The organism is Sphingobacterium sp. UME9 (assembly GCF_014170215.1).
Lineage (GTDB): Bacteria > Bacteroidota > Bacteroidia > Sphingobacteriales > Sphingobacteriaceae > Sphingobacterium > Sphingobacterium paramultivorum.
On sequence record NZ_LZZP01000013.1, the window covers coordinates 1,266,511 to 1,289,307 of the forward strand.

Genomic DNA, 22,797 nt, shown 5'->3' on the forward strand with positions numbered 1-22,797 from the left:
ATTGCAAGAACAAAGGTGTTTCGTATTGAATAATCAATACTACTCTTGTATGTTTTATTTTTGGCTGTTTTTAGCCTCTCTGAGGTGCTGTTTGTCATCCTCAAGGAGATTTGTGTGGTTTTGATTTAATTCCGCTTAGAATGCGGTTATTTTACTTTTGGCGGATAGTTATAATTTGTTCAGTGTTTTAACATCGATAACACCTATCGCCAAAGTTGCGTTTTGTTTATTGCGAATTTCATAATTAATTTTAATAACTATTTGTTTGTCATTATATTATGCTTATTACATAAATTGAGTATTTATGTTAACCTATTCCGATTTGCGCTGTTAAATTAAGGTAATGCCTGAGCGTAAGCAAAGCTCTGCCTGTGTTTTTTTTAAAATATTTTTGGAATTATATAAAATTCGTTTCTATATTAGTGTATTAATTAAATAATACAGTAGTATGGTTACTATCCAAAATCTAAATTTCAGCTATAGTAAATCGAGGCCACTCTTTCTTCATATGGATCTTGAATTGAAGCAGGGGCATATCTATGGCTTGTTGGGGAAGAATGGTGCTGGCAAATCAACTTTGCTTAAGAATATTGCCGGTTTGGTATATCCTGTTTCGGGACGAGTTGATGTGCTGGGGCATAACCCTAATCGAAGGGAACCTTCCTTGTTAAGGGAGATTAGTTTTATTCCGGAAGAGTTTTATCTCCCTGCCGTAAAATCAGAACAGTTTCTGAAGGCTAATGCAGGGTTCTACCCCAACTTCGATCAGGTATATTTTGATCAGCTTATCCGTGAGTTCGATATTCCCATTGAGCAAAAATTAGCAAACATGAGTTATGGACAGAAAAAGAAATATATTATTTCTTTCGGTTTAGCGTCTAACACAAAAGTGATCATCATGGATGAGCCAACGAATGGTTTGGATATTCCTTCTAAGGTTCAGTTTCGAAAGATCATGGCTTCTGCCATTACTGACGATCGATGTGTGATTATCTCCACACATCAGGTGCGTGATCTGGATAATCTTATTGATGCTGTTATTTTACTTGATGATCATAAGGTCGCACTCAACGCTCCGATGCATGTGATTACTGATCGTTTATGCTTTAAAAAAGTAAGAGAGTTGCCTTTGGATACACTCTATTCCGAAGAAGGAGTAGGCGGTTTTAATGTTATTCTCCCAAACTCGGCGGTAGAAGATTCGAAGCTGGATTTGGAATTGCTATTTAATGCTGTGTTACAGTGCAAGGAAAAAATTACGGACCTTATTAAACATGATGAGTATGTCAAATCTATTTAATGCTACGCGTTTTTTTGGACTGATTCGAAGACAATGGATTGGTTTTGGACGAATTTATCTGATGTCAATAGGAATTATTGCCGGGGTAATTTTTGGTTTTTATGCGGTTAATTTGGGATCAAATTATGATGATATCAGAAAGAATACTGTTTATTCGTTGCTAAATTTCAGAGCACCGTTGTTTTGTATCTTGGGACTCTTTTTTGTAACGGTTATCTCGAGCAGTTATTTTGCTGATTTAGGGAAGAAGACCCGCGCGATTTTTGAGCTGATGATTCCAGCTTCACAATTGGAAAAGTTTCTAGTCAGCTTATTCTATACGGTTGTCGTGAGTATTGGTTCATACTTATTGGTCTTTTATTTGATCGATTTGGCATTTGTTTCTTATTTGAGGAGCGTTGGTTCTGTGGTTGTAAATGAAGTACAGCCATCAGGAGAGGCGGTAAGTGTGGATCTATGGCAGTACTTTTTCAAGGTTCAATATCCTGAACCAGCTTATTATTTTTGTTTTGTACCAATTCTTCTGAATGCAATTTTCTTACTTGGTGGGATCGTCTACCAAAACTATCAATATGTAAAGACGGCTATTTTTCTTGTGCTTTACTGTGTTGTTTGGATGTGTCTTTTTGTTTACTTAATGAAAACCCAGACTCAGGATACCGTAGGTACAATGGATAATAACTATTGGTCTGATTCAAATCATATTTTTGCATTGATCGGCGCTGTAGGAGTGTTGCTTACCATAATGATTTGGGCGGTTGCTTTTTTAAGGTTAAAAGAAAAGGAGATTTAATATGGAGTTCAACGCAAATAAAGCCATTTACCTTCAGATTGCTGAGTACGTATGTGATCATATTTTGCTAGCGACCTGGAAAGTGGATGAAAAACTCCCCTCAGTAAGGGAATTGGCAGTTCAGATGGAGGTTAACCCCAATACTGTAATGCGGACCTACGATATGTTGCAACAGAAAGAAATTATAGCCAATAAGCGCGGGATTGGTTTTTTTCTGACACAAGAATCGGTGAAGAATGTGAAGTTATATAGAAAGGCAATTTTTCTAGAAGAAGATCTTCCCTTGTTTTTTCGCAATATTTATTTATTGGAAATCGGTTTGGATGAGTTAGAACAACGTTATAGACGGTTTGTAAGTCAGAATTTTAATCAAAATGAGTCATGAAATTAAGTACAAAAATAATAATGGGATTAGCAATAGGCTTATTCGCGGTTCCGATGCTTGTCGCATCCTACCTTGTTCGTATAAATCGGGTTGATGCGAAAGAATATAATGCTGATGTTGAACAGGAGGTATCTAAGCCAGATGCAAAGGATGTTTATTACCGGTCGTTTCCCTTGGCAGCTTTCGATAAGCTTTATATTGTAGGTACCAATGCAAGTGGTATAGGGTTGTATTGGGTGAAAAGTGATAAGTTTATGGTTAAAGTTAATAAAAGTCAAGCCGACTTTGTGAAAACGAATGTCGATCAATCTGGCAATCTTACGTTAGATCTTTTATCAGGAGGAGAGGGGTTTTATAAGTCAATTTATATTTTTTCACCTGATCTTAAGGTTTTAAAATTAAAAAATGCGGGTATTAACGAGTTATCTGCCAAGTTGAACGAGTTGACTGTTGTGGGTGATAGCGTTGAGGTATTTTCCCTTGCGGAGAAATCCGTTATAAATACGTTGAACCTGAACCTGACAAACTCCACTATTGACGATCTTGGCGGGACGGACAGTAAGGGGAATTCTCTTGTCGGTCGTTTATTTGTTAACACAACGAATAGTGTTTTGGGACTTCCGCGTACGAATTATCAAAGTGCAGATATTGTGGCAAACAATTCAGAAGTATATTTCAATAGGAAAGGACCTGAAGCCAAAGTTGGTCTTCTGAATATCAAAACTGAAGGCAAATCATCTGTCCGTTTAGATAGTTTGCAATGGGGAACATTGAACGGAAATCTATCCAATGACACTAAAATAGATTTGCCTGTCCATGCATTACGATCATTGATTAAGTAGGGTTTAATTGGTGGATGTTGCGGTCGATCGTTAATAATAGAGATCGGTATTTTCTGAAAAGGTCAAAATTCCATAGCGGAATTTTGACCTTTTCTTTAAAGGGATGATGTAGATTTTCGGTGTTCGATACTGCAGTCCAAAAAATACGTCTCGAATTCGAAATAATTCTTTTTGTTTTTTTTCTTTAACATCTGCAAGAGGAGCTCCACTGATTTTTCTGCCATTAGCTGTGTTGGTTGGGTGATTGTTGTTAGAGATGGATTGAGACTGTTGGCAAAAGGGGTGTTGCTAAAGCCAATTAAGTTCATGTCATCAGGAATTTTCACCTTCAATTTATTTAATATGTGTAAAACTTTTAGTGATAAGGTGTCTGTCGTTGAGAGGAGTGCATTTGGAGCAAAGGGCCTATTTAATAGCGTACTTATTTTGCTTTCCAGTTCGTCATCGATATTGTCCTTGGGGCTGGAATAGGATATTTCTATAATATTTTCTTCTTTGAAGGGTACGCCGGCGTTGAAGAGTGCATCTTTATATCCTTTTATACGGCTTACATTTCCGCCAATATCTTTACATAGTAAAAGAATGATATTTTCTCTTCTGTTTTTGATCATTTCTTCTGTTGCCTGGTAGATGACCTTGTTGTTTTGGATTCCGATTTTGAATGTATCGAGCTGATGGTTTATTCGGTCAAAAATAATAACAGGACAAACCTGTTCCATCATATAAAACAAAAGCGATAAGCTTGAATCATTTTTTACAGGGGAAATGATTACTCCTTCGATATTACTCTGTACACAAAGTTCTAGCGCTTCTTTTTCTTTTTTCTCGTCGTTAAAAGTCTGCAATAGGATCAGTTTATAATTCGTCTGCGATAGAATGTGCGAGATATCTTCGTAGAAATCAAAGAAAAATGAGCTTGAGATAAATGGAACAATGATTGCTAAGGTGTTTGAGCGCCCCGTTTTTAAGCTTTTTGCGGAGAAATTTGGTATATAATTGATTTTCTGCGTAAAATCTAAAATTAGCTTTTTTGTCTCTGCGCTTATTTCATGACTATCGTTTAGTGCTTTGGAAATGGTTCCTGGAGATAGGTTTAACTGTTGGCCAATCTCTTTTAATGTAAATCTCTTCATATGCTCGATCCTCTTTCATTGATTACAAATGTTCTAGCGTTAATACGATGGTAAGATAGCACTAGAGTTATTCTTGAATTATCGGTTACTATTTTTAATGTATTGAGCCCGTAAATTCTTGAAATTATAAAGATAAGATAAAAAACATGTTTTCAAATGGAGATCAAGAAAAGCGTTGTTAATGAGAATTGATAAGATGTTGTTTGTATTCGGGCGAAAAGTATCGAAAAGTTTGTTAAAAGAGGAGGTTGTTATTTGGTGCCGCCGAAAAGTTTACTGATGAGCCAAAGGACAAGGGTGACTATAACAACCACGATGAGGATGCCTGTCCAAACACCAGCCTTAAATATCCCTTCTATTACGGAGCAGCTTGTAATAAGGAAAAAAGAGGATGACATTATTATGTATGTTAATTGCCTTTTCATTATTTAAATTTTTGTCTGTATAAATAGAGACAACTGATAATGAAAATAGTTTTGTGAGAACAGCGCAATATAAGATTCTCGGTAAACTATAGGCTGAATAGGATTGCACATAGGTTTTGTCGTAGCTTTTCGGTTTTGCCGGTAATTTTTACAGAACAAAAAGGAGTTTCTGCGAGTGTTAAACAAGAAAAGCTAATCTTGCGATTAGCTTTTCTTTAGTGATCCCGCTGGGATTGGCTCAGCCCCTCATTTCCCAAGCACACCCCTGAGCCTCCATTGGATCGAACCCGGCCGACCCTTCTTTCGAATCCTAATATCTTTAAAACAAGAAAAGCTAATCTTGCGATTAGCTTTTCTTTAGTGATCCCGCTGGGATTCGAACCCAGGACCCATACATTAAAAGTGTATTGCTCTACCAGCTGAGCTACGGAATCCTTTCTGTTTTTGAAAGTGATGCAAAGGTAGAATTTCTTTTGATATATGTCAAATTATTGCGTGCAAATTTTGACGAAAAGGCCTTAACTGCTTAATAAATAAACGGATTATTTTTTATCGCGCTTTTTTTGCATGGATTATTCGGTCTGCTCCATTGATATCTTTTATGAGTTTGACCTGCTCAAATCCTTTTTTGACCATAAGTTCTTTCATTTCTGCACCGAGATATTGATTGATTTCAAAATATAGATCTCCATCTGGGGCTAAATGTTTCAGTGCAAAGGAAGAAATAACATCATAAAAAATCAACGGAGCGCTTTCTTCAATAAATAATGCGAGCTCAGGTTCATAAGCCAATACGTTTTGGTTCATATGCTGCTTTTCTCCCGGGGTTATATAGGGCGGATTGGATACAATGATATTGTATTGTTGGTCGGAGAAAATGTATTCCCATTCAAATATATCCGCATTGATAAATTGAACCTGAGTTTTTAAATTATTAGCATTTTCCTGTGCTGTTTTTATCGCCTCTTTTGAGATGTCTATCGTGGTTACCAGGGCATTATTGAGATGCTTTGATAAGGTGATAGGGATGCAGCCAGAGCCAGTTCCGATATCTATAATTTTTAGGTTTTGAGAGGATTTATGGTTTTTGATGATCAGATCGACAAGTTCTTCAGTTTCCTGGCGTGGAATGAGGACCGATTCATTGACCTGGAAAACTTCACCATAAAAATCTGCTTTATTGAGTATGTACTGTATAGGTCTGTGCTTTTTTAAATCCTGAAGGATGCTAAGTACTTCAGCCTTATCCGCCTCGTTGACGATATCTGTTTTTCTCAATTGATAATTGGTTCTATTTAACCCAAACTTTTCGGCAACAACCACTAAGAATATAGCTTTTATTTCATCCTCATCATATAACTCCTGAAGCTCATGTTGAAATAATAATTCGAAATCTTGAAGTATTTTCATGTGTCAAAGGTACGATTTTCATAGATTTGTATCTATGGATATGCACAAGCAATATATGCATCGTTGTTTGGAACTGGCCCAAATGGGTGCAGGTTCAGTAAGTCCCAATCCAATGGTTGGGGCTGTCATTGTTTTGGACGGTAAAATTGTCGGCGAAGGGTATACTTCTCCGTATGGTGGACCACATGCTGAGGTCAATGCTGTACAACAGGTTATGCAAAAGTATGGGGAAAAGGCAAAGCGGCTTATCGCGGAAAGTACTTTTTATGTCAGCCTTGAACCTTGTGCGCATTATGGAAAGACGCCACCCTGTGCTAATATGATTGCGGAGCTGAAACCTTTGAAAGTTTTTATAGCCTGTTTGGATCCTTTCGCAAAGGTCAATGGCAAAGGAGTGGAAATACTACGGGAAGCTGGTATTGAGGTTGAAATTGGTTTACTGGAAAAAGAGGCCGTGTGGCTCAACCGTCGGTTTTTTACACGTATCGGTCAATTCCGCCCCTATGTTATTTTAAAATGGGCACAAACTAAGGATGGTTTTATAGGGCAAGAGGGGAAGCAGGTTTGGATAAGTAATGCCGCAAGCCAACAGTTGGTTCACCGTTGGAGAGCGGAGGAAGATGCTATTTTGGTTGGTACAAATACTGCAGTCGTAGATAATCCCAGTCTGACCGTAAGAGAATGGCAGGGTAGCAACCCATTGCGTATTCTTTTAGATAGAGATCTTGCTATTCCTCTAGATGCCAATATTCTCAATGATCAAGCTGATACAATTGTGTTCAATGCTAAAAAGACAGAATGGACAGCAAATGTGAAGTATATTGAGCTTGAAAATTATGGGTTGTATCTGCCGCAGAATATTCTTTATCAACTTTATTTAATGGATGTTCAGTCAATAATCATAGAAGGAGGGTGTGCTACTCTGCAAATGTTTATAGATGCGGATCTCTGGGATGAGGCAAGGGTATTTGAGTCTGAAACAACATTATTGAATGGGATTGAGGCTCCTCAATTTAAGGGACAATTGCTAGAAAGCAAATTAGTTTCCAATGATCTTTTAAAGATCTATAAGAAAGAGTAATTATTAAATTGTATATTTAAGGAATTATAAGCCATAGCCGGTTGATTTAATTCTAAAATTACAATTATGTTAGTTACAGAAAACTTAATGCAGTTTATCTGGAAACTTCGGCTATTCCGTGCAAATGGGTTGAATTCTACTGATGGAGAACCCTTGGTCGTTGTTCATGTGGGGCAATATAATACAGATTCCGGCCCCGATTTTCTCATGTCACATATTAGGTGTAAAGGTAATGATTGGTTTGGTCATGTCGAGATGCATATCCAATCTTCGGATTGGGATCGACATTGTCATCAGGAAGATGTCGTTTATAATAACGTTATCTTACATGTGGTTTGGAAAAATGATAAAGTTATCTGCCGAAATGATGGGACATCGATACCGACATTGGTGCTTTCGGAATATGTGGAACAGCATCTGTTGGAACGGTATTCAGCGATGATGAATACAAAAAGTTCGATACCTTGTGAATTTCAGCTTGGTTCTATTGATCTTTTTAAAAAATCCATGTGGCTGAGTGCTTTAGCTATTGAACGGCTAGAAATGAAAGTTCAACAAATGTTGGTGATTTTAAAACAATTTAATACGGATTGGGAAAAAACTTTTTGGGTATGGATCTGCAGATGTATGGGATTAAAAGTTAATGCAGATACATTTCAGGAGCTTGGGGAAAAATTACCTTGGAACATTTTACAAAAATATCGTTCAAACCTGTTTAAAATAGAGGCTCTTTTCTTTGGGATAAGCAGGCTGTTAATTCAAGGACAAGAAAGCGAGTATATGAAGCGGCTAGCTGGTGAATTTGAGTACCAAAAACATATTCACGGTATAGAGGCTATTTATGGGGTTTGGAAAAGGATGAGAATGAGACCTTATAATTTTCCTGAACGGCGAATCACGCAATTAGCTGTTTTGTTTAGTAAGAACGAGTTGGGTGTTGCAAAGATTTTGGCTGTGGATGATTTGGAGGCTGCTCGAAAATTATTTAAGATAGAGTCGCCGGGTGATTGTTTTGGGGGATATTTTTCTTTTGGTACAAAAACGAAGGTAAAAACATCGGTTCGGCTGGGTAAAGAAACTATTGACACGCTTGTTATTAATGTGATTATCGTATTTCTTTTTTCATACGGTAAATATTTTAGTATTCAGTCATATATTGATAAAGCGCTAGATCTTTTGGAGCAGCTTCCTGCAGAGAAAAATGTTGTTGTGAGACAATTTGCTCAATATGATTGGCATGTTAAAAGCGCATTGCAAAGTCAAGGAATTTTGCAGTTAAAGAGATTTTATTGTGATAGGAAGCGCTGCCTGCATTGCAGCATTGGATCCGAAATTTTAAAAAGAAATTAATTCTTTAAAATTTCTGCAATCTCCTTATGGCCTTTTTCATATGCCATATCCATTGGAGCTAATCCTGAAATATTGATGACTCTGGTGTCGGCTCCATTTTCGAGTAAGGCAACAATAAAGTCGATATTACCAAATTGAGCAGCGAAATGAAGTGGAGTTTCGCCAGTAGCTTGAATGGCATTGACATCTGCATTAGCATCGATAAGCAACTTACCGATCTCCTCATTGTTGTTTGCCGCAGCAATATGTAGCGCAGCGGTGAGTTGTTCATTTTTGGTTACGACATTCGGATTGACTTTTTTGGATAGTAAAAGACGGACAATGTCTGCTTTGTTGAAATATGTTGCTAAGGCCAATGGCGTAAAACCCTGTGATGACCATTCGTTGACAACAGATGGAGCTTGCAAAATAATAGCCTCCAGGTATGAGGTTAACCCAGCCGCACAGGCCTCATGGATAGTCATGGATTTGGTGTGTTGTAAAAGTATCCGAATGATCTGGGGTTTGTTATAATAGCAAGCCAATAGGAGGGGAGAAATTCCATGACTCGTTGTTTCTTGTAAAAGTTCGGGATTTCCAATCAATAATAAGTCGATATCATGGCTTCTGCCTTCTTCAATATATTGTTCTAAAACGGAAAGGTTCATGTCTTAACAAATTGTCTAACGTTGTCACTAAAATAGACTTTATTGATGAGAATAAATGTTTGATTTGCGAAAATATTTGTATTTAATTTTGCTTGAGATTGAACTGAAATTTAGAAGAAGGGTGTTTTTACGGGGTGAATTGGATCTTAAAATCCGGAAAAAAGTTGATTTTGGGGTATTTTATATACACAAATGTGTAGTAATGCTCATAATGTTTTTGTAAATTAAAAAGTAGATGTACTTTTGTTAAGCCCCTCCCAAGGGCATGTTTTTCATAGGTAGATGTAGGGTCGGGTGTTTCTCACTACGACCCTTTTTTTATAGCTTTGTTTTTATTATTTTAAAAGAGATGTCTAAGAGAAAAATTGTTATTGCCATTACTGGAGCTAGCGGCTCAATCTATGCTAAAGTTTTGCTTAAAAAACTATTGGTATTAAAAACACAGATCGCAGAAGTTGGGATTGTAATGTCGAATAATGCGAAGGATGTATGGCGTGCAGAGTTAGGCGATGAGAGTTATCAGGATGTACCGTTCAAATTTTATGATAAGGGTGATTTCTTTGCTCCTTTTGCATCAGGATCGGCTCGCTATGATACGATGATTGTCTGTCCGTGTTCAATGGGGACATTATCAAGGATAGCCCACGGAGTTTCTTCTGATCTGACAACTCGCGCGGCAGATGTAATGCTAAAAGAACGACGAAGATTGATTTTGGTTACCCGTGAGACACCGCTAAATATTATACATATTCAAAATATGAAATTGGTGACTGAGGCCGGAGGTATCATTTGTCCTGCATCACCTTCATTCTATAGTTTGCCAAAGACTTTGGAGGATGTTGCAGAAACTGTGGTTGATCGGATTTTGAGTCTTGCTGGGTTTGAATTTAAACATTACCAGTGGGGAGAAAATGCCTAGTTATTCCTCGTTGAAATCTATTTTTAATGTTCTTTAATAAATTTGTATTTTGTAACTTTGTTTCTCGAAATGAAGCAATCACAGGCATCACGCGAAAAAGTTATTTGCAGCTATATGATTTATAGTGATAAAGCCACCGTTTGTCTGTTAACACTGCGCACGCTATATGCTTCGATAAATAAGTTGTATCCTTTTAATTTCAATCACATTCATATATGAAAAGCTTATTGATTACTTCTGTTAAAGTAATTTTACCTGGTAATGAATTTCATCAGCAGCAAGTTGATGTATTTATCGAAAAGGGAAAGATTGCACAGATTGGAAAATCTGTCAAAGTAGCTGATAAAAACATAGAGACCATCGATGGCGCCGGAAAAATTTTAGCGCCAGGTTTTTTTGACTTACATGCCAATTTTGGAGAACCTGGATTAGAAACCAAGGAAGACATTGTAAGTGGGACCGCCGCAGCAGCAGCGGGAGGATTTACTGGAGTTGCTGTAATGCCAAATACCGAACCGGCGATTCAAAGCCGTTCTGAAGTTGCACTTATTGTCAATACAGCGAAAGGAAATATTGTTGATGTACATCCAATTGGAGCTATCAGTAAAAAGCGAGAAGGAAAGGAACTAGCCGAGCTATTTGATATGAAGCAAACGGGTGCTGTCGCTTTCAGTGATGGAAATAGGAGTGTACAGCAGGCGGGATTAATGAGCAGAGCGTTGTTATATGCGAAGGGATTCGATGGATTGATTTTTTCACATGCTGAAGATGAATCTATGGCAGGTGGAAACAAAATGAATGAAGGTGCGATGAGTACTTATTTGGGGATGAAGGGGATTCCCAATCTTGCCGAATCGTTAATGGTTTCTCGTGATCTGTATTTGGCGGAATATACCGGAGCTCCAATTCATTTTGCATCCATTAGTACACCAGAAGCCGTAGACCTGATAAAAAAAGCAAAAGCAAAAGGTCTTCCAGTGACATGTGATGTTGCTGCACATCAATTAGTCTTTACTGACGAAGATATTGTCGGTTTTGATAGCAATTATAAGGTGAGCCCGCCGTTACGCACAAAGGCAGATCTTAAGGTATTACTTAAAGGAATTAAGGACGGTACTATTGACGCCGTCGTTTCGCAACATACACCACATGAAATAGAATTTAAGAATGTAGAATTTCATATTGCAAAAAATGGAATTATTGGACTACAGACCGTATTGCCACTCATGGTTCGTGCTGGATTAAACGAAGAACAAATTGTCAATAGTCTTTCAGTTAGACCCCGACAGATTCTAGGACTTGAAGTTCCTCTTATTGAAGAAGGGGCAGTAGCCAATCTTGTCGTATTTGACTCAGCGAAAACATGGAACTTCGATGAGAAAACCAATAAATCCAAATCAAAAAATTCTCCATTGTTCGGACAGACATTAAAAGGCGCTGTCGAATTGGTCATCAATAATAGTCAAATCATAAAAAACGATTAAAACCATGGAAGCAAATCTTAAAGCAGCCGTTGAGGCAGGTATATTAAATTATGGCAAGGTTGATGGAATCTCGACAGCCCCAGAGTTTCTCGAAAAGATTATTGGCGTATTCAATACGGAGGCCAGCTATCTAGAGAAATTAGAACTGTTGGATCAGTCTTTTGATGACTATCCGTTGTTTGACGAACTTCGTGAAGTATATGTCGATCTTTTATTGATGAACTTTTTCTCCAATGACGTATTAAAACTGGAAGATGATTATTTGGATTCTGAGGAATGGGAAGCGATCGAAGATGAAACAATAGATCGTGGAACAGAATTGTTGAATATTTTTCTTTATTTAGGGGAATGTAAGGATGATGAGATTGAACCTGAACTGGATGATTTCCTAAAAGAATTTTTACTGGTCGATGAAGATGAATTCCAAGATGAGCATGAAATTTATGAAGATATCATTGCTAATCAAATTGTCGTAGATAGCCCGTATGCCGAAATTGCAAAAGTAGGAAAAGGAATAAATCCGAGAAGCGAAGTTTATGAACTTTTCTATCCTATTATGAGTTTCTTTAGCGAGTTGAAACCATCTGAAAAGCAATTTGAGGAGTATGCTGAAGCTTCTTCCAATAAGGCTTTTGATATCGCCCTTTACCAAATAATTAGTACTTACTATAACAAATAATTTTATGGCAGAATCATTCAACCAAAGTAATGTAGGATTTGATGCGGTAATCGACAAAAAGAAAAGTATTATCTATGGTGTTATTTTAGGAATAATTTCTTTTATTCTAGGATTAGTTGTTTTGTTTGTTGTCAAAGACTTAAATTCCTTTTGGGGGGTAATGTCGATGTCATTTATTGTTAATACGGGAATTTTTGTTGTTATCTCTGCGCTGTTCGCCTTCTCTCTTAGGAAAGCAAATGGTGGATACTGGAATTTTTCTATAGCATTGAAATCGATCTTTATGATGCTTGCTATTTCTACGATTATTTCCACTATTGGTACGCAACTGTATGTTAATTTCATTAATCCAACTTTACAAGAAAAGGTGGTGACGCATACAATTAACGTTACCATTGAGTATATGGAGAAAAACAATGTGCCAGATGAAGTTATAGATTCAAAAATCGCAGAACTTGAAAAGCAAGTTGATGCTATAGGAAAGATAACCTTAGGGCAGGTGTTCAAAGGATTGGCAATCACATTGATGTTTCAATTTGTTTTTGCATTACTATTATCAGCCTTGACAAAACGAGAAAAATTGGTGATTAAGCAAGAGACCAATTAGTGTTTAATAAAATAAAATTGACCCTATAAGGTATTACTGAAAAAGTAATACCTTTGTTGGTATAATAATACTACATTTTTAGCATGATTAACATTCACATGGATATTTCTGTTGTTGTTCCTTTATTTAATGAAGAAGAATCCTTACCCGAATTGACAGCTTGGATCGACCGTGTTATGGCGGCCAATCATTTTTCCTATGAAATTATTTTAGTTGATGATGGGAGTAAAGATAATTCTTGGAAAGTTATTGAAGAGTTGAAGTTAAAGAACACGAATATTTCTGCGATAAAGTTCCGACGCAATTACGGAAAATCTGCGGCTTTAAATGTAGGCTTTGCTGCTGCACAGGGCGATGTTGTTATTACAATGGATGCGGATCTGCAGGATAGTCCAGATGAGATTCCTGAACTGTATGATCGGATCGTGAACAAGGGAGCGGATTTAGTATCGGGTTGGAAGCAAAAGCGCTATGATCCATTGACCAAAACAATCCCAACAAAATTGTTTAATGGGGTAACAAGATCTATGTCTGGAATTCATAACCTGCATGATTTTAACTGTGGTCTTAAAGCTTATAAAAAAGATGTTGTTAAAAACATTGAGGTTTATGGCGAGATGCATCGTTATATACCCGTTATTGCGAAATGGGCTGGATTTACCAATATACAGGAACAGGTTGTACAGCATTACCCACGTAAATACGGTACAACCAAATTTGGTCCGGGCCGTTTTGTAAAAGGTTTCTTGGATTTATTATCTATATTTTTTGTCGGCAAATTTGCGAAAAGACCGATGCACTTTTTTGGTGTTATGGGGGTGATTAGTTTTCTTGCAGGTTTATTTATCTCGATTTATCTGATTTGCCACAAACTGATGAGTATAGCTAGCGGTACACCATTTAGAGATATAACAGATCAACCATTATTTTTCTTTGCGCTGACAGCGATTATTTTGGGAACACAATTATTTCTGACAGGTTTTTTGGCAGAGTTAGTCTCTAGAAGCAGCTCCGATCGGAATGATTATCAAATTGAGAAAGTCATCTAAATAATTATGCGAATTGTGATTTTAGGATCCGCCCATCCATTGAGGGGAGGGGGGATAGCGTCTTTTAATGAACGATTGGCATCCCATTTTCAGGAGTTAGGTCATGAAGTGGATATCTATTCCTTTAGTCTACAGTATCCCAATTTTCTTTTCCCTGGGAAGTCGCAATATTCAGATGAGCCTGCACCAACCGGTCTTCATATTAAAACGACAGTGAACTCTATTAATCCACTTAATTGGATAAAGGTTGGTAAGGAGCTTAGGAAGGCGAGCTACGATTTGCTTATCGTGCGATTTTGGATGCCATTTTTTGGGCCTTGTTTGGGAACAATCCAGCGACAGGTTCGAAAAAATAAACATACTAAAATTGTATGTATCGCTGATAATATAATCCCTCATGAACAACGCATAGGTGATAAGACGTTGATCCGCTACTTTTTGAAATCTGTTGATGCTTGTCTCACTATGAGTAAAAGTGTGCTGGCAGATCTGAAAATGTTAAGCCCCAAAATGCCAGCGGTATATACGCCGCATCCACTCTACGATAACTATGGTGCGCATCAAAGTAAAAAGGAAGCACGTCGATTACTTAAGATTGCCGAAGAGGATAAAGTCGTATTGTTTTTTGGTTTTATTCGTCAATACAAGGGCTTAGATATCTTGCTGGAAGCATTAGCTAATTCCAAGGTTCGCGATCTCGGTGTTAAATTATTGCTTGCCGGAGAGTTTTATGGTGACCCTGCTCCCTATCTGGAGCTTATAAAAAAGTATAAACTCGAAGAGTTTATTTTTATGCATACCGATTTTATTCCAAATCAGGAGGTCGGGCGTTATTTTTCAGCTGCGGATTGCGTTGTGTTGCCTTATCGTAGCGCTACACAGAGTGGGATTACCCAAGTTGCTTATCATTTTGATCTTCCCATGATTGTGAGTAATGTTGGGGGATTGCCGGAATTGGTTCAAGATGGCTACGTTGGTTATGTTGTGGAACCTGATGCCCGTCAAATAGCCGACGGTATTTTTTCATTTTACCATTACAACAAAGAAGAGCAATTTAGAACGAATATTATCGATGAAAAAAGGAAATACAGCTGGGATACTTTTGGCAATGAACTTCTTAAGTTGGCGCGTTGATGAGTAGCAGTGATTTTATTTGTATATAAAATCAAATTTATCTAAGTTTGGAAGACTGAGGTAGAAATTTAAAAGGAAGGAGAGATTTTGTTGCCGTTTACACAAAGCAGTTTAACTAAGTTAGAAGAGTTTTTTAAGGAGCAAGGGTATAAAGTTAGATACGAGAAAGGTTCATTCCGCACAGGCGCTTGTATGTTGCAGACGACAAAAGTTGTAGTAGTCAATAAGTTTTCGAATCTTGAAATAAAAATCCAGTCATTGTGGAACATATTATTGGATATTGAAATTGATTCGGAAGCCATTTCTGAAAAACTTCTTCCGATTTATGAAGAAATATTGAAATCAAAAATTGTAGCTTGAGAATAACATTTTTAGGAACCGGAACATCACAAGGGGTGCCTGTAATAGCATGCCAATGTCAGGTCTGTCAATCTGAAGACAGACGTGATAAGAGATTACGTTCTTCTATTCTTATTGAATACAATCAACATACATTGGTTGTGGATACTGGGCCAGACTTTAGGTATCAGATGTTGCGCGAAAAAGTTATGCATTTGGATGCGGTGTTAATGACACACTCACATAAAGACCATATTGCTGGTTTAGATGACGTAAGGGCATTTAATTATCAGCAGCATAGCTCAATTTCTATTTACGGTACAGCAGCTCTCCATGAAGCGCTAAGGCGAGAATTTTATTATGCGTTTACTGAAGTTAAATACCCCGGAGCTCCGAGGTTGGATTTGGAGGAGATAAAGGCCGGTGTACCCTTGTCTTTATTTGGGAAAGAAATTATGCCTATTGAGGTTCTACATTATAAAATGCCAGTCTTGGGTTTTAGGATCGGAGATTTCGCCTACATTACTGATGCGAAATTTATCAGTGCAGAATCACGGAAATTATTGGAAGGAGTAAAGGTTCTCGTGGTAAATGCTTTGCAAAAGGAATCTCATATTTCACATTTAACATTGGATGAGGCTATTGAATTTGCCTATGATATTCATGCCGATAAAACCTATTTTACACATATAGGGCATCGAATGGGACTGCATGAAGCTGTTTCCAGAGAATTGCCCGAAAATATGTTTCTAGCTTACGATAGATTACAGCTTGAAATTAGCTAATCCATTTAAAATAAAACTATAGTTCTTTTTTCATTGTTATACCTATAAAAAATAGATTTAGGTATTAAATTATAAAGAAATGGGAAATTTACTGTATATCATCGCCGTTATCTTAGTTATCATTTGGGCGATAAGTTTTTTTGGAGGTTATGCGGCTGGCAATAACATTATCCACATCCTTTTGGTCATTGCTATTATTGTGGTTTTATTGCGCGTTATTCGTGGCAATGCTTAATCCATTAAATCAAATTCAAATAGAACTGGGCAATTTGTAAGTCTTGAGGGTAGGTGATTTTTATATTTCTGGAGTCACCTTCAATGATAGCGATACGCTTGCCCATTTTCTCTACTACCGACGCATCATCTGTAAAAAGGGGATCTTCGGCTTGCTGATAGGACTTTAGAAGCAATTCTCCATGAAAAACCTGTGGAGTTTGTACTAACCAGGTATGATTTCTATCAACAGCGGAGTTGGATGTGGTGTCTCCCATCCGAACAGATTCAATGCTCTTTTGTGCTAAGACAATTGCCTGATGATCATACGCCCCCTGGAAGGCTTTTTTAATAAGAGCCTGGGTGATGATAGGTCGAGCTCCGTCGTGTACCGCAATATAGTCTTTTGGACCGATATCAAAATTTTGCTGAATGTAATCTATTCCGTTCCTTACACTTTCGAAGCGGGTTTGTCCGCCAAAAGCGATATGTATAGGGCGATCAAACTGATGCTTCAAACACAGTTCGGTCCAAAAACTTTCCATTGGCTCGCTGATGACCAAAATAACTTCCGAAATAGTTTCTGATTGGCAAAAACGATTAATTGTATGCATAACAATCGGCAGTCCATTTAAGTCAAGAAACTGCTTTGGAAGATCGCTATTCATTCTATTTCCGGTTCCGGCAGCAACAATAATTACAAAGTTCATGTTGTTATTGAAAGGTTATTATTTAAAAAAACGTGGATAGTTTAAGGCTATCCACGTTTTTTTTATTTTATCTTTTAAGCCACATCGTTAAACGATTAACATAGCGTCGCCATAGCTGTAGAACCTATACTTTTCTTTTACAGCAACTTCATAGGCATTCATCACATTTTCGTAGCCTGCAAACGCAGCAATCATCACTAAAAGTGTGGATTCTGGTGTATGGAAGTTTGTAATCATCGAGTTTGCGATACTGAAATCGTAAGGAGGATAGATGAACTTACTCGTCCAGTCAGACGCCGCTTTTAAATGGTGATCTGCAGAAACAGAAGATTCTATTGCACGCATAGAAGTCGTTCCGACAGCACATACGCGACGTTTGTTGTCGATTGCTCTATTGACAACGCGTGCAGCTTCATCAGTGATGATGAACTGTTCCGAATCCATTTTATGTTTCGTTAAATCTTCGACTTCAACAGTACGGAAAGTTCCAAGACCAACGTGAAGAGTAACCTCTGCAAAATCAACACCTTTAAGCTCTAGACGTTTCATTAACTCTCTTGAGAAGTGAAGTCCAGCTGTAGGAGCAGCAACAGCACCTTCATTTTTTGCGTAGATCGTTTGGTAACGGAATTTATCTTCCGGTGTAGCTTTACGCTTGATATATTTAGGAAGCGGAGTTTCACCTAAGATTTCAATATTACGGCGGAACTCTTCATCGGTACCATCAAATAAAAATCTAATTGTACGGCCACGAGAAGTTGTATTGTCAACTACTTCGGCAACCAATAAGTCATCATCACCGAAATATAATTTGTTGCCTACACGGATTTTACGCGCAGGATCTACCAACACATCCCAAAGACGAAGTTCATTGTTCAATTCACGCAACAAGAAAACTTCAATCGTAGCTCCAGTTTTCTCTTTATTACCGTAAAGGCGGGCTGGAAAAACTTTAGTATTGTTTAAGATCATGACATCTTTGTCATCGAAATAATCCAATACATCTTTGAAAATTTTGTGTTCAATTTTACCAGTATCTCTATGTAGGACCATCAAGCGTGATTCGTCACGATTTTCAGAAGGTTCAGAAGCAAGTAATGATTCTGGTAAGTTGAATTTAAATTGAGATAACTTCATCTTTAATGATATATATTTTAATGTCTGCCTTTCAGTGCATTACAGTGCACCAAATACTAGGTTGCAAAAAGCATACAAAGTTATAACTTTTTCGGGTATAGAAAGGGCTTATTTCTAATTTATGTATATATTTTTAACGATTTTGACATTAAATCAAAACTATATTGTATTTTAGAATACAATTATGCTATTTTTTAGATTGATATTGGAGAGTTGTCAGTTTGCTTTTTCGGCATTAAAAGACAATCGTACTCGCACCTTACTATCGCTGTTGGGTGTGACCATCGGAATTTTTACGATTATTGGTGTATTTTCTGCGGTAGATACCCTACGGAATAATATAGAGGAATCAGTAAAGAAGATCGGTAGCAAAACACTTTATATTGAGAAATGGCCCTGGGATGGAGGTCCAAATTTCCCTTGGTGGAAATACTTGAATAGACCCGAACCTACATACAATAATTACCTGGATTTGAAAAGTCGGATGACGACAGCCGAGTATATGGCATATATGATCAATATTGGTAATACGACTATAAAATATAAAAATAATTCGGCCCAAGGTTCATCGGTCAATGCAGCGACCTATGAGAACCTGTACATTCAAAATTTGAATATTGTGGATGGTCGTTACTTTGCTGAAAGCGAGTCGAGGGGTGGAGCTCTTGTAACTGTATTGGGAGCAAATATTGCGGAAGGGCTTTTTCCTAATGAGGAGCCTGTTGGCAAATATATTAATATGTTAGGCCGAAAAATTCAGGTTATCGGTGTATTAAAGAAAGAAGGAAATGGTGTATTGATCAATACCTCCCCCGATGATACCGCCTTTATTCCGTTTGAGCTGGCGAGAAATTTGGTCAACTATGATAATTTTTCACCGAGCATAGCGATGGTTATTAAATCGAACTATAAGCTTGGTGAGGCGGAGAGCGAAGCGAAGACACTCATGCGTTCGATTCGTCGTATATCGCCGCAACGGGAGGAAAACTTTTCCATTAATCAGACAACAATGATTACAGGTGCGCTGGATCAGCTTTTTGGGATAATTAATCTTGCGGGGTTTTCAATCGGTATTTTTTCGATTTTAGTCGGTGGCTTCGGTATTGCCAATATCATGTTTGTCAGTGTCAAAGAGCGTACGCATATTATCGGAATTCAGAAAGCGCTGGGAGCTAAAAATTTCTTTATTCTTTCACAATTTTTAGTCGAGTCTATCGTACTATGTTTGTTGGGGGGAGGGATAGGCCTCGTTGTTGTCTATTTTTTGGCGTTTCTAGTGCAAGCTGCGACTGGCGTTGCTATTGTCGTAAGTTTGAAAATGGTTATGCTTACAGTTTCGCTTTCGACGTTTATTGGTCTCATATCAGGTATTGTTCCGGCTCTAATGGCTTCTCGATTGGATCCGGTAGAAGCGATCAGGAGTAAATAGAAAGCGATATGTTTAAAAAAGCTCAATTTTCGATATTACATGGATTTTGGCTTTTAATTTTTGCCTATAGCTGTCTGCTGATGGCAGAAATCACATTTCGCTACCGTGGGTTCTCACTCGATGCTAATTTCCTGATGATTAAACAAACGGAAATTGAAGAACTTTGGTGGTATCGCTACGTGTTTTATGTCCATGTCTGCACAGCTATCTTTGCTTTGCCTGCCGGCTTTACGCAGTTTAATACTTATCTATTGAATAAATATCCGCGAGTCCATCGAAGTATCGGGTATTTGTATGTATTCGCCATTTTGGTTTTTGCCGCTCCTTCAGGGTTGCTTATTGGATCCGCGGCAAATGGCGGATTAACCTCTATTATTGCATTTGAATTATTGGGGCTTGGATGGTTTTATTTCACCTGGCGGGCAGTTCGTTTGGCGAGTCAGCGAAAATTTGATAAACACCGCGATTTTATGATCCGTAGTTTTGCCTTAACCTGTTCAGCGCTTACCCTACGTTTTTGGAAGCTTGCTTTAGTGTACCTGTTTCAGCCCAATCCGATGGATCTCTATCAAATTATTGCCTGGTTGGGATGGATCCCTAATTTGTTGTTGGCGGAATTTATTATTTATCAAAAAAATCATAAATTATGAGGAAGAACCTTTGTTTAATGTTAATGCTTGGAGCAATCCTTGGTTGTAAGGACGGGAAAAGCAAAAAGAATGAAGCCACCGAAACAAAAGATACTGTTGTGGCCGAAGCTGAAGCGCATCAGGAACTTTATGGCAACTGGGTGGGCGAATTTGTTGTGGATGAAAGTACTCTTGAAGAAGGAGAAGGGCTGCCCACGACAGATTATTCTCCGAAGATAAATTTGACCATAAAAAAAATTACGGATAAGGGTAATATCTTCGGACAGAATGTTGTCAAAGGAAATCTGCGTTCTTTTGTGGGGAAATTGGAGGAAAATGGTGCCGATATCCGGTTATTATTGGATGAGCCCGGCGACAAAAAGTCTGACGGACGATTTGAAATTAAGCTTAATCACGATACGTTAATCGGCAATTGGACCGCATATGACCAAGGAGTAAAGATTAAAAAGCGAAGCTTTAAATTGTTGAAAAAGCAGTTCGCCTATAATCCAAATCTGATGCTAAAAAATCAGGATGGAGAAGACGGAACTTTGGTCGACTGGATTAACGAAAAAAGAAAGGAGGAAACTGATGTGGATGGAGATTCAACTTATACTTACATTATTCAATACTATCGATCGGCATCCCCTGCGGTCTTTACTGTAAATGCATCTAAACAAAAGTTGACGGAGAAAGACCTTAAAAACCTCAAGAAATTAGATCTGGAGATTATTCGGAATACGATTTTTGCCCGACATGGCTATGCGTTTACCAAACCTAGCATTCGTCAGTTTTTTGAGCCTGTAGATTGGTATGTGCCTATTTCAAAAGATGTGACTGCAGACTTAAGTCCATTGGAAAAAGATAATATTGCTTTGCTGACTAGATTTGAAAAATATGCAACTGATAATTATGACACCTTCGGAAGGTAATGCAGTCAACATTAGTCATGAATATTCCAAAGGTCAGTATCACAAAAAAGGCTTTACATTGTAAAGCCTTTTTTGTGATATCAAGAGTTTCTGTTTTATCATTTTTTCCGAATAGAAATCGCATTTTTATGCGCTTGCAGGCCTTCTAGTTCAGCGAGTATTTCAACTACCGACCCGATTTGTTGAAGTCCAGTTTCGCTTATATGTTGAAAAGTAACTTTTTTCACAAAAGAATCTACTGATACGCCGGAGTAGGAGCGTGCATATCCTGATGTAGGAAGCGTGTGATTTGTACCTGAGGCATAATCTCCTGCGCTTTCAGGGGTTAAGTGCCCTAAGAAAACCGAACCAGCGTTACTGATATAACGTGTTAGGGACTCCCATTGGTCCGTCTCCAAAATAAGGTGTTCTGGCGCATAGTCATTTGAAAACTGTATGGCCTCCTGAAGATTCTCGACAGTTATTGCATAGGAATTTTCAATCGCTTTTGCAGCAAGTTCCTTGCGAGGCAAAACCGCTAATTGGGCTACCAATGCTGTGTTGACGGCATCAACTATATCCGCGGAAGTTGCAACCAGGACAGCTTGACTATCGGCTCCGTGTTCGGCCTGTGCCAAAAGATCTGCGGCGACAAAAGCTGCATTGGCCGACTCGTCAGCGATGACCAGTACTTCGGATGGTCCCGCAGGCATGTCAATGCTAACATTTGCAAGGCCCTGTATGATGGATTTTGCTTTTGTAACAAACTGATTTCCTGGGCCAAATATCTTATCGACTTTTGGTATAGTCTCTGTTCCAAACCCCATAGCAGCAACAGCTTGAGCGCCTCCAACGAGGTATATTCTGTTTATCTTAAGTAATTTCAAACAAAAAGCAACAAAGCCATTGATTTTTCCATTGGATTGTGGAGGAGAACAAACGACAATCTCTTTACATCCAGCTATTCTTGCAGGAATACCGAGCATTAAAAGTGTGCTAGGTAACACTGCTGATCCCCCTGGGATATAAAGGCCAACTTTTTCAATAGGGCGAACCTCGCGCCAGCATTTTACGCCGGGCATCGTTTCAACAGTGCGCTCCCTTTTTAATTGTGTACTATGGAATTTATGTATATTTTGAAACGCGATTTCCAATGCTCTTTGTTGATCGCGGTCAATAGTAGATGCCAGTGCGTCGATATCTTCCTCGTCTAAATATAATCTGTCAAGTTCAACTTTATCAAATTTGGCCGCATATTCGCGTAATACGATATCACCTTGTTGGCGTACTTGTTGAATAATTTCCTGGACAACCTCTTGTATTGCATTGTTTGGATCCGTATTCCTAGCAACCAGTTGCTGGATTTCGGTTTTTCCTAACGTTTTGTAATCATATTTTTTTAACAT

The 22,797-nt window shown here is 38.0% G+C and carries 23 protein-coding genes and 1 tRNA gene; 17 read left to right on the plus strand and 7 right to left on the minus strand.

Going from position 1 to position 22,797, the window contains the following annotated elements; genetic code table 11:
• Nucleotides 1–448 precede the first annotated feature (448 nt).
• Genes A9970_RS24395 through A9970_RS24410 form a run of 4 tightly spaced genes read left to right on the plus strand, consistent with a single transcriptional unit; the run spans nucleotide 449 to nucleotide 3,320 of the window.
• The gene (locus tag A9970_RS24395) at nucleotides 449–1,300 is read left to right on the plus strand and encodes an ATP-binding cassette domain-containing protein (RefSeq protein ID WP_120332636.1); all 852 of its coding nucleotides are present in this window, start codon (nucleotides 449–451) and stop codon (nucleotides 1,298–1,300) included.
• Nucleotides 1,284–2,093 carry a hypothetical protein gene (locus A9970_RS24400; protein WP_182984041.1) on the plus strand — a complete coding sequence of 270 codons (810 nt, stop codon included), beginning with the start codon at nucleotides 1,284–1,286 and terminating at the stop codon, nucleotides 2,091–2,093. The genes A9970_RS24395 and A9970_RS24400 overlap by 17 nt, the downstream gene beginning before the upstream one ends.
• Nucleotide 2,094: 1 nt before the next feature.
• Complete coding sequence (locus tag A9970_RS24405; protein ID WP_070567719.1) at nucleotides 2,095–2,478, plus strand: GntR family transcriptional regulator; 384 nt, start codon at nucleotides 2,095–2,097, stop codon at nucleotides 2,476–2,478.
• Nucleotides 2,475–3,320 (plus strand): hypothetical protein, encoded by an 846-nt coding sequence (locus A9970_RS24410; protein WP_182984042.1) that lies wholly within the window; start codon nucleotides 2,475–2,477, stop codon nucleotides 3,318–3,320. The genes A9970_RS24405 and A9970_RS24410 overlap by 4 nt, the downstream gene beginning before the upstream one ends.
• 95 nt (nucleotides 3,321–3,415) lie before the next feature.
• On the opposite strand, the gene A9970_RS24415 is transcribed toward A9970_RS24410, so the two are convergent.
• From A9970_RS24415 to prmC, 3 genes are all read right to left on the minus strand, one after another.
• A complete protein-coding gene (locus tag A9970_RS24415) occupies nucleotides 3,416–4,453 on the minus strand; it encodes a LacI family DNA-binding transcriptional regulator (RefSeq protein ID WP_153848264.1) in 1,038 nt (345 codons plus the stop codon).
• 786 nt (nucleotides 4,454–5,239) lie between these two features.
• Nucleotides 5,240–5,312 (minus strand) — tRNA-Lys (locus A9970_RS24420).
• Nucleotides 5,313–5,427: 115 nt separating this feature from the next.
• Nucleotides 5,428–6,288: a peptide chain release factor N(5)-glutamine methyltransferase gene (gene prmC, locus A9970_RS24425; RefSeq protein WP_182984043.1), complete on the minus strand. Its 861-nt coding sequence runs from the start codon at nucleotides 6,286–6,288 to the stop codon at nucleotides 5,428–5,430.
• Nucleotides 6,289–6,322: 34 nt separating this feature from the next.
• On the opposite strand from prmC, the gene ribD reads away from it, so the two are divergent.
• Both ribD and A9970_RS24435 read left to right on the plus strand, forming a co-directional pair.
• Nucleotides 6,323–7,369 carry a bifunctional diaminohydroxyphosphoribosylaminopyrimidine deaminase/5-amino-6-(5-phosphoribosylamino)uracil reductase RibD gene (ribD, locus tag A9970_RS24430; protein ID WP_182984044.1) on the plus strand — a complete coding sequence of 349 codons (1,047 nt, stop codon included), beginning with the start codon at nucleotides 6,323–6,325 and terminating at the stop codon, nucleotides 7,367–7,369.
• 66 nt (nucleotides 7,370–7,435) lie between these two features.
• Nucleotides 7,436–8,719 (plus strand): DUF2851 family protein, encoded by a 1,284-nt coding sequence (locus A9970_RS24435; protein ID WP_182984045.1) that lies wholly within the window; start codon nucleotides 7,436–7,438, stop codon nucleotides 8,717–8,719.
• Here the strand turns inward: A9970_RS24435 and A9970_RS24440 are convergent.
• A complete protein-coding gene (locus A9970_RS24440) occupies nucleotides 8,716–9,366 on the minus strand; it encodes an ankyrin repeat domain-containing protein (RefSeq protein WP_182984046.1) in 651 nt (216 codons plus the stop codon). The genes A9970_RS24435 and A9970_RS24440 overlap by 4 nt on opposite strands.
• A 349-nt stretch (nucleotides 9,367–9,715) precedes the next feature.
• Here A9970_RS24440 and A9970_RS24445 point away from each other — a divergent pair, with 349 nt between their 5' ends.
• The 8 genes from A9970_RS24445 (at nucleotide 9,716) to A9970_RS24480 (ending at nucleotide 16,597) form a co-directional block, all read left to right on the plus strand.
• Nucleotides 9,716–10,285, plus strand: a complete 570-nt coding sequence (locus tag A9970_RS24445) for a UbiX family flavin prenyltransferase (RefSeq protein ID WP_182984047.1) — start codon at nucleotides 9,716–9,718, stop codon at nucleotides 10,283–10,285.
• A 215-nt stretch (nucleotides 10,286–10,500) separates the two neighbouring features.
• Entirely contained in the window at nucleotides 10,501–11,769 is a 1,269-nt protein-coding gene (locus A9970_RS24450) for a dihydroorotase family protein (protein ID WP_182984048.1), read from the plus strand.
• 4 nt (nucleotides 11,770–11,773) lie between these two features.
• Nucleotides 11,774–12,448, plus strand: a complete 675-nt coding sequence (locus A9970_RS24455; protein WP_182984049.1) for a hypothetical protein — start codon at nucleotides 11,774–11,776, stop codon at nucleotides 12,446–12,448.
• 4 nt (nucleotides 12,449–12,452) lie between these two features.
• Nucleotides 12,453–13,055 carry a DUF4199 domain-containing protein gene (locus tag A9970_RS24460; protein ID WP_075993354.1) on the plus strand — a complete coding sequence of 201 codons (603 nt, stop codon included), beginning with the start codon at nucleotides 12,453–12,455 and terminating at the stop codon, nucleotides 13,053–13,055.
• 98 nt (nucleotides 13,056–13,153) lie between these two features.
• Nucleotides 13,154–14,104: a glycosyltransferase family 2 protein gene (locus A9970_RS24465; RefSeq protein WP_075993353.1), complete on the plus strand. Its 951-nt coding sequence runs from the start codon at nucleotides 13,154–13,156 to the stop codon at nucleotides 14,102–14,104.
• Nucleotides 14,105–14,110: 6 nt separating this feature from the next.
• Complete coding sequence (locus A9970_RS24470) at nucleotides 14,111–15,238, plus strand: glycosyltransferase (RefSeq protein ID WP_182984050.1); 1,128 nt, start codon at nucleotides 14,111–14,113, stop codon at nucleotides 15,236–15,238.
• A 356-nt stretch (nucleotides 15,239–15,594) separates the two neighbouring features.
• The gene (locus tag A9970_RS24475) at nucleotides 15,595–16,362 is read left to right on the plus strand and encodes an MBL fold metallo-hydrolase (RefSeq protein WP_182984051.1); all 768 of its coding nucleotides are present in this window, start codon (nucleotides 15,595–15,597) and stop codon (nucleotides 16,360–16,362) included.
• 79 nt (nucleotides 16,363–16,441) lie between these two features.
• A complete protein-coding gene (locus tag A9970_RS24480) occupies nucleotides 16,442–16,597 on the plus strand; it encodes a lmo0937 family membrane protein (RefSeq protein WP_104382583.1) in 156 nt (51 codons plus the stop codon).
• Nucleotides 16,598–16,601: 4 nt separating this feature from the next.
• On the opposite strand, the gene A9970_RS24485 is transcribed toward A9970_RS24480, so the two are convergent.
• Nucleotides 16,602–17,285 carry a 2-C-methyl-D-erythritol 4-phosphate cytidylyltransferase gene (locus A9970_RS24485; protein WP_182984052.1) on the minus strand — a complete coding sequence of 228 codons (684 nt, stop codon included), beginning with the start codon at nucleotides 17,283–17,285 and terminating at the stop codon, nucleotides 16,602–16,604.
• Between the two features lie 87 nt (nucleotides 17,286–17,372).
• A complete protein-coding gene (gene queA / locus A9970_RS24490; protein ID WP_075993349.1) occupies nucleotides 17,373–18,422 on the minus strand; it encodes a tRNA preQ1(34) S-adenosylmethionine ribosyltransferase-isomerase QueA in 1,050 nt (349 codons plus the stop codon).
• Between the two features lie 184 nt (nucleotides 18,423–18,606).
• Here queA and A9970_RS24495 point away from each other — a divergent pair, with 184 nt between their 5' ends.
• From A9970_RS24495 to A9970_RS24505, 3 genes are all read left to right on the plus strand, one after another.
• Entirely contained in the window at nucleotides 18,607–19,851 is a 1,245-nt protein-coding gene (locus A9970_RS24495; RefSeq protein WP_182331239.1) for an ABC transporter permease, read from the plus strand.
• Between the two features lie 80 nt (nucleotides 19,852–19,931).
• Entirely contained in the window at nucleotides 19,932–20,501 is a 570-nt protein-coding gene (locus A9970_RS24500; protein WP_227550342.1) for a DUF2306 domain-containing protein, read from the plus strand.
• Nucleotides 20,498–21,412: a YARHG domain-containing protein gene (locus A9970_RS24505; RefSeq protein WP_182984053.1), complete on the plus strand. Its 915-nt coding sequence runs from the start codon at nucleotides 20,498–20,500 to the stop codon at nucleotides 21,410–21,412. Before A9970_RS24500 ends, A9970_RS24505 begins: the two co-directional genes overlap by 4 nt.
• Before the next feature lie 98 nt (nucleotides 21,413–21,510).
• Here the strand turns inward: A9970_RS24505 and hisD are convergent, their stop codons facing one another.
• A complete protein-coding gene (gene hisD / locus A9970_RS24510) occupies nucleotides 21,511–22,797 on the minus strand; it encodes a histidinol dehydrogenase (RefSeq protein ID WP_182984054.1) in 1,287 nt (428 codons plus the stop codon).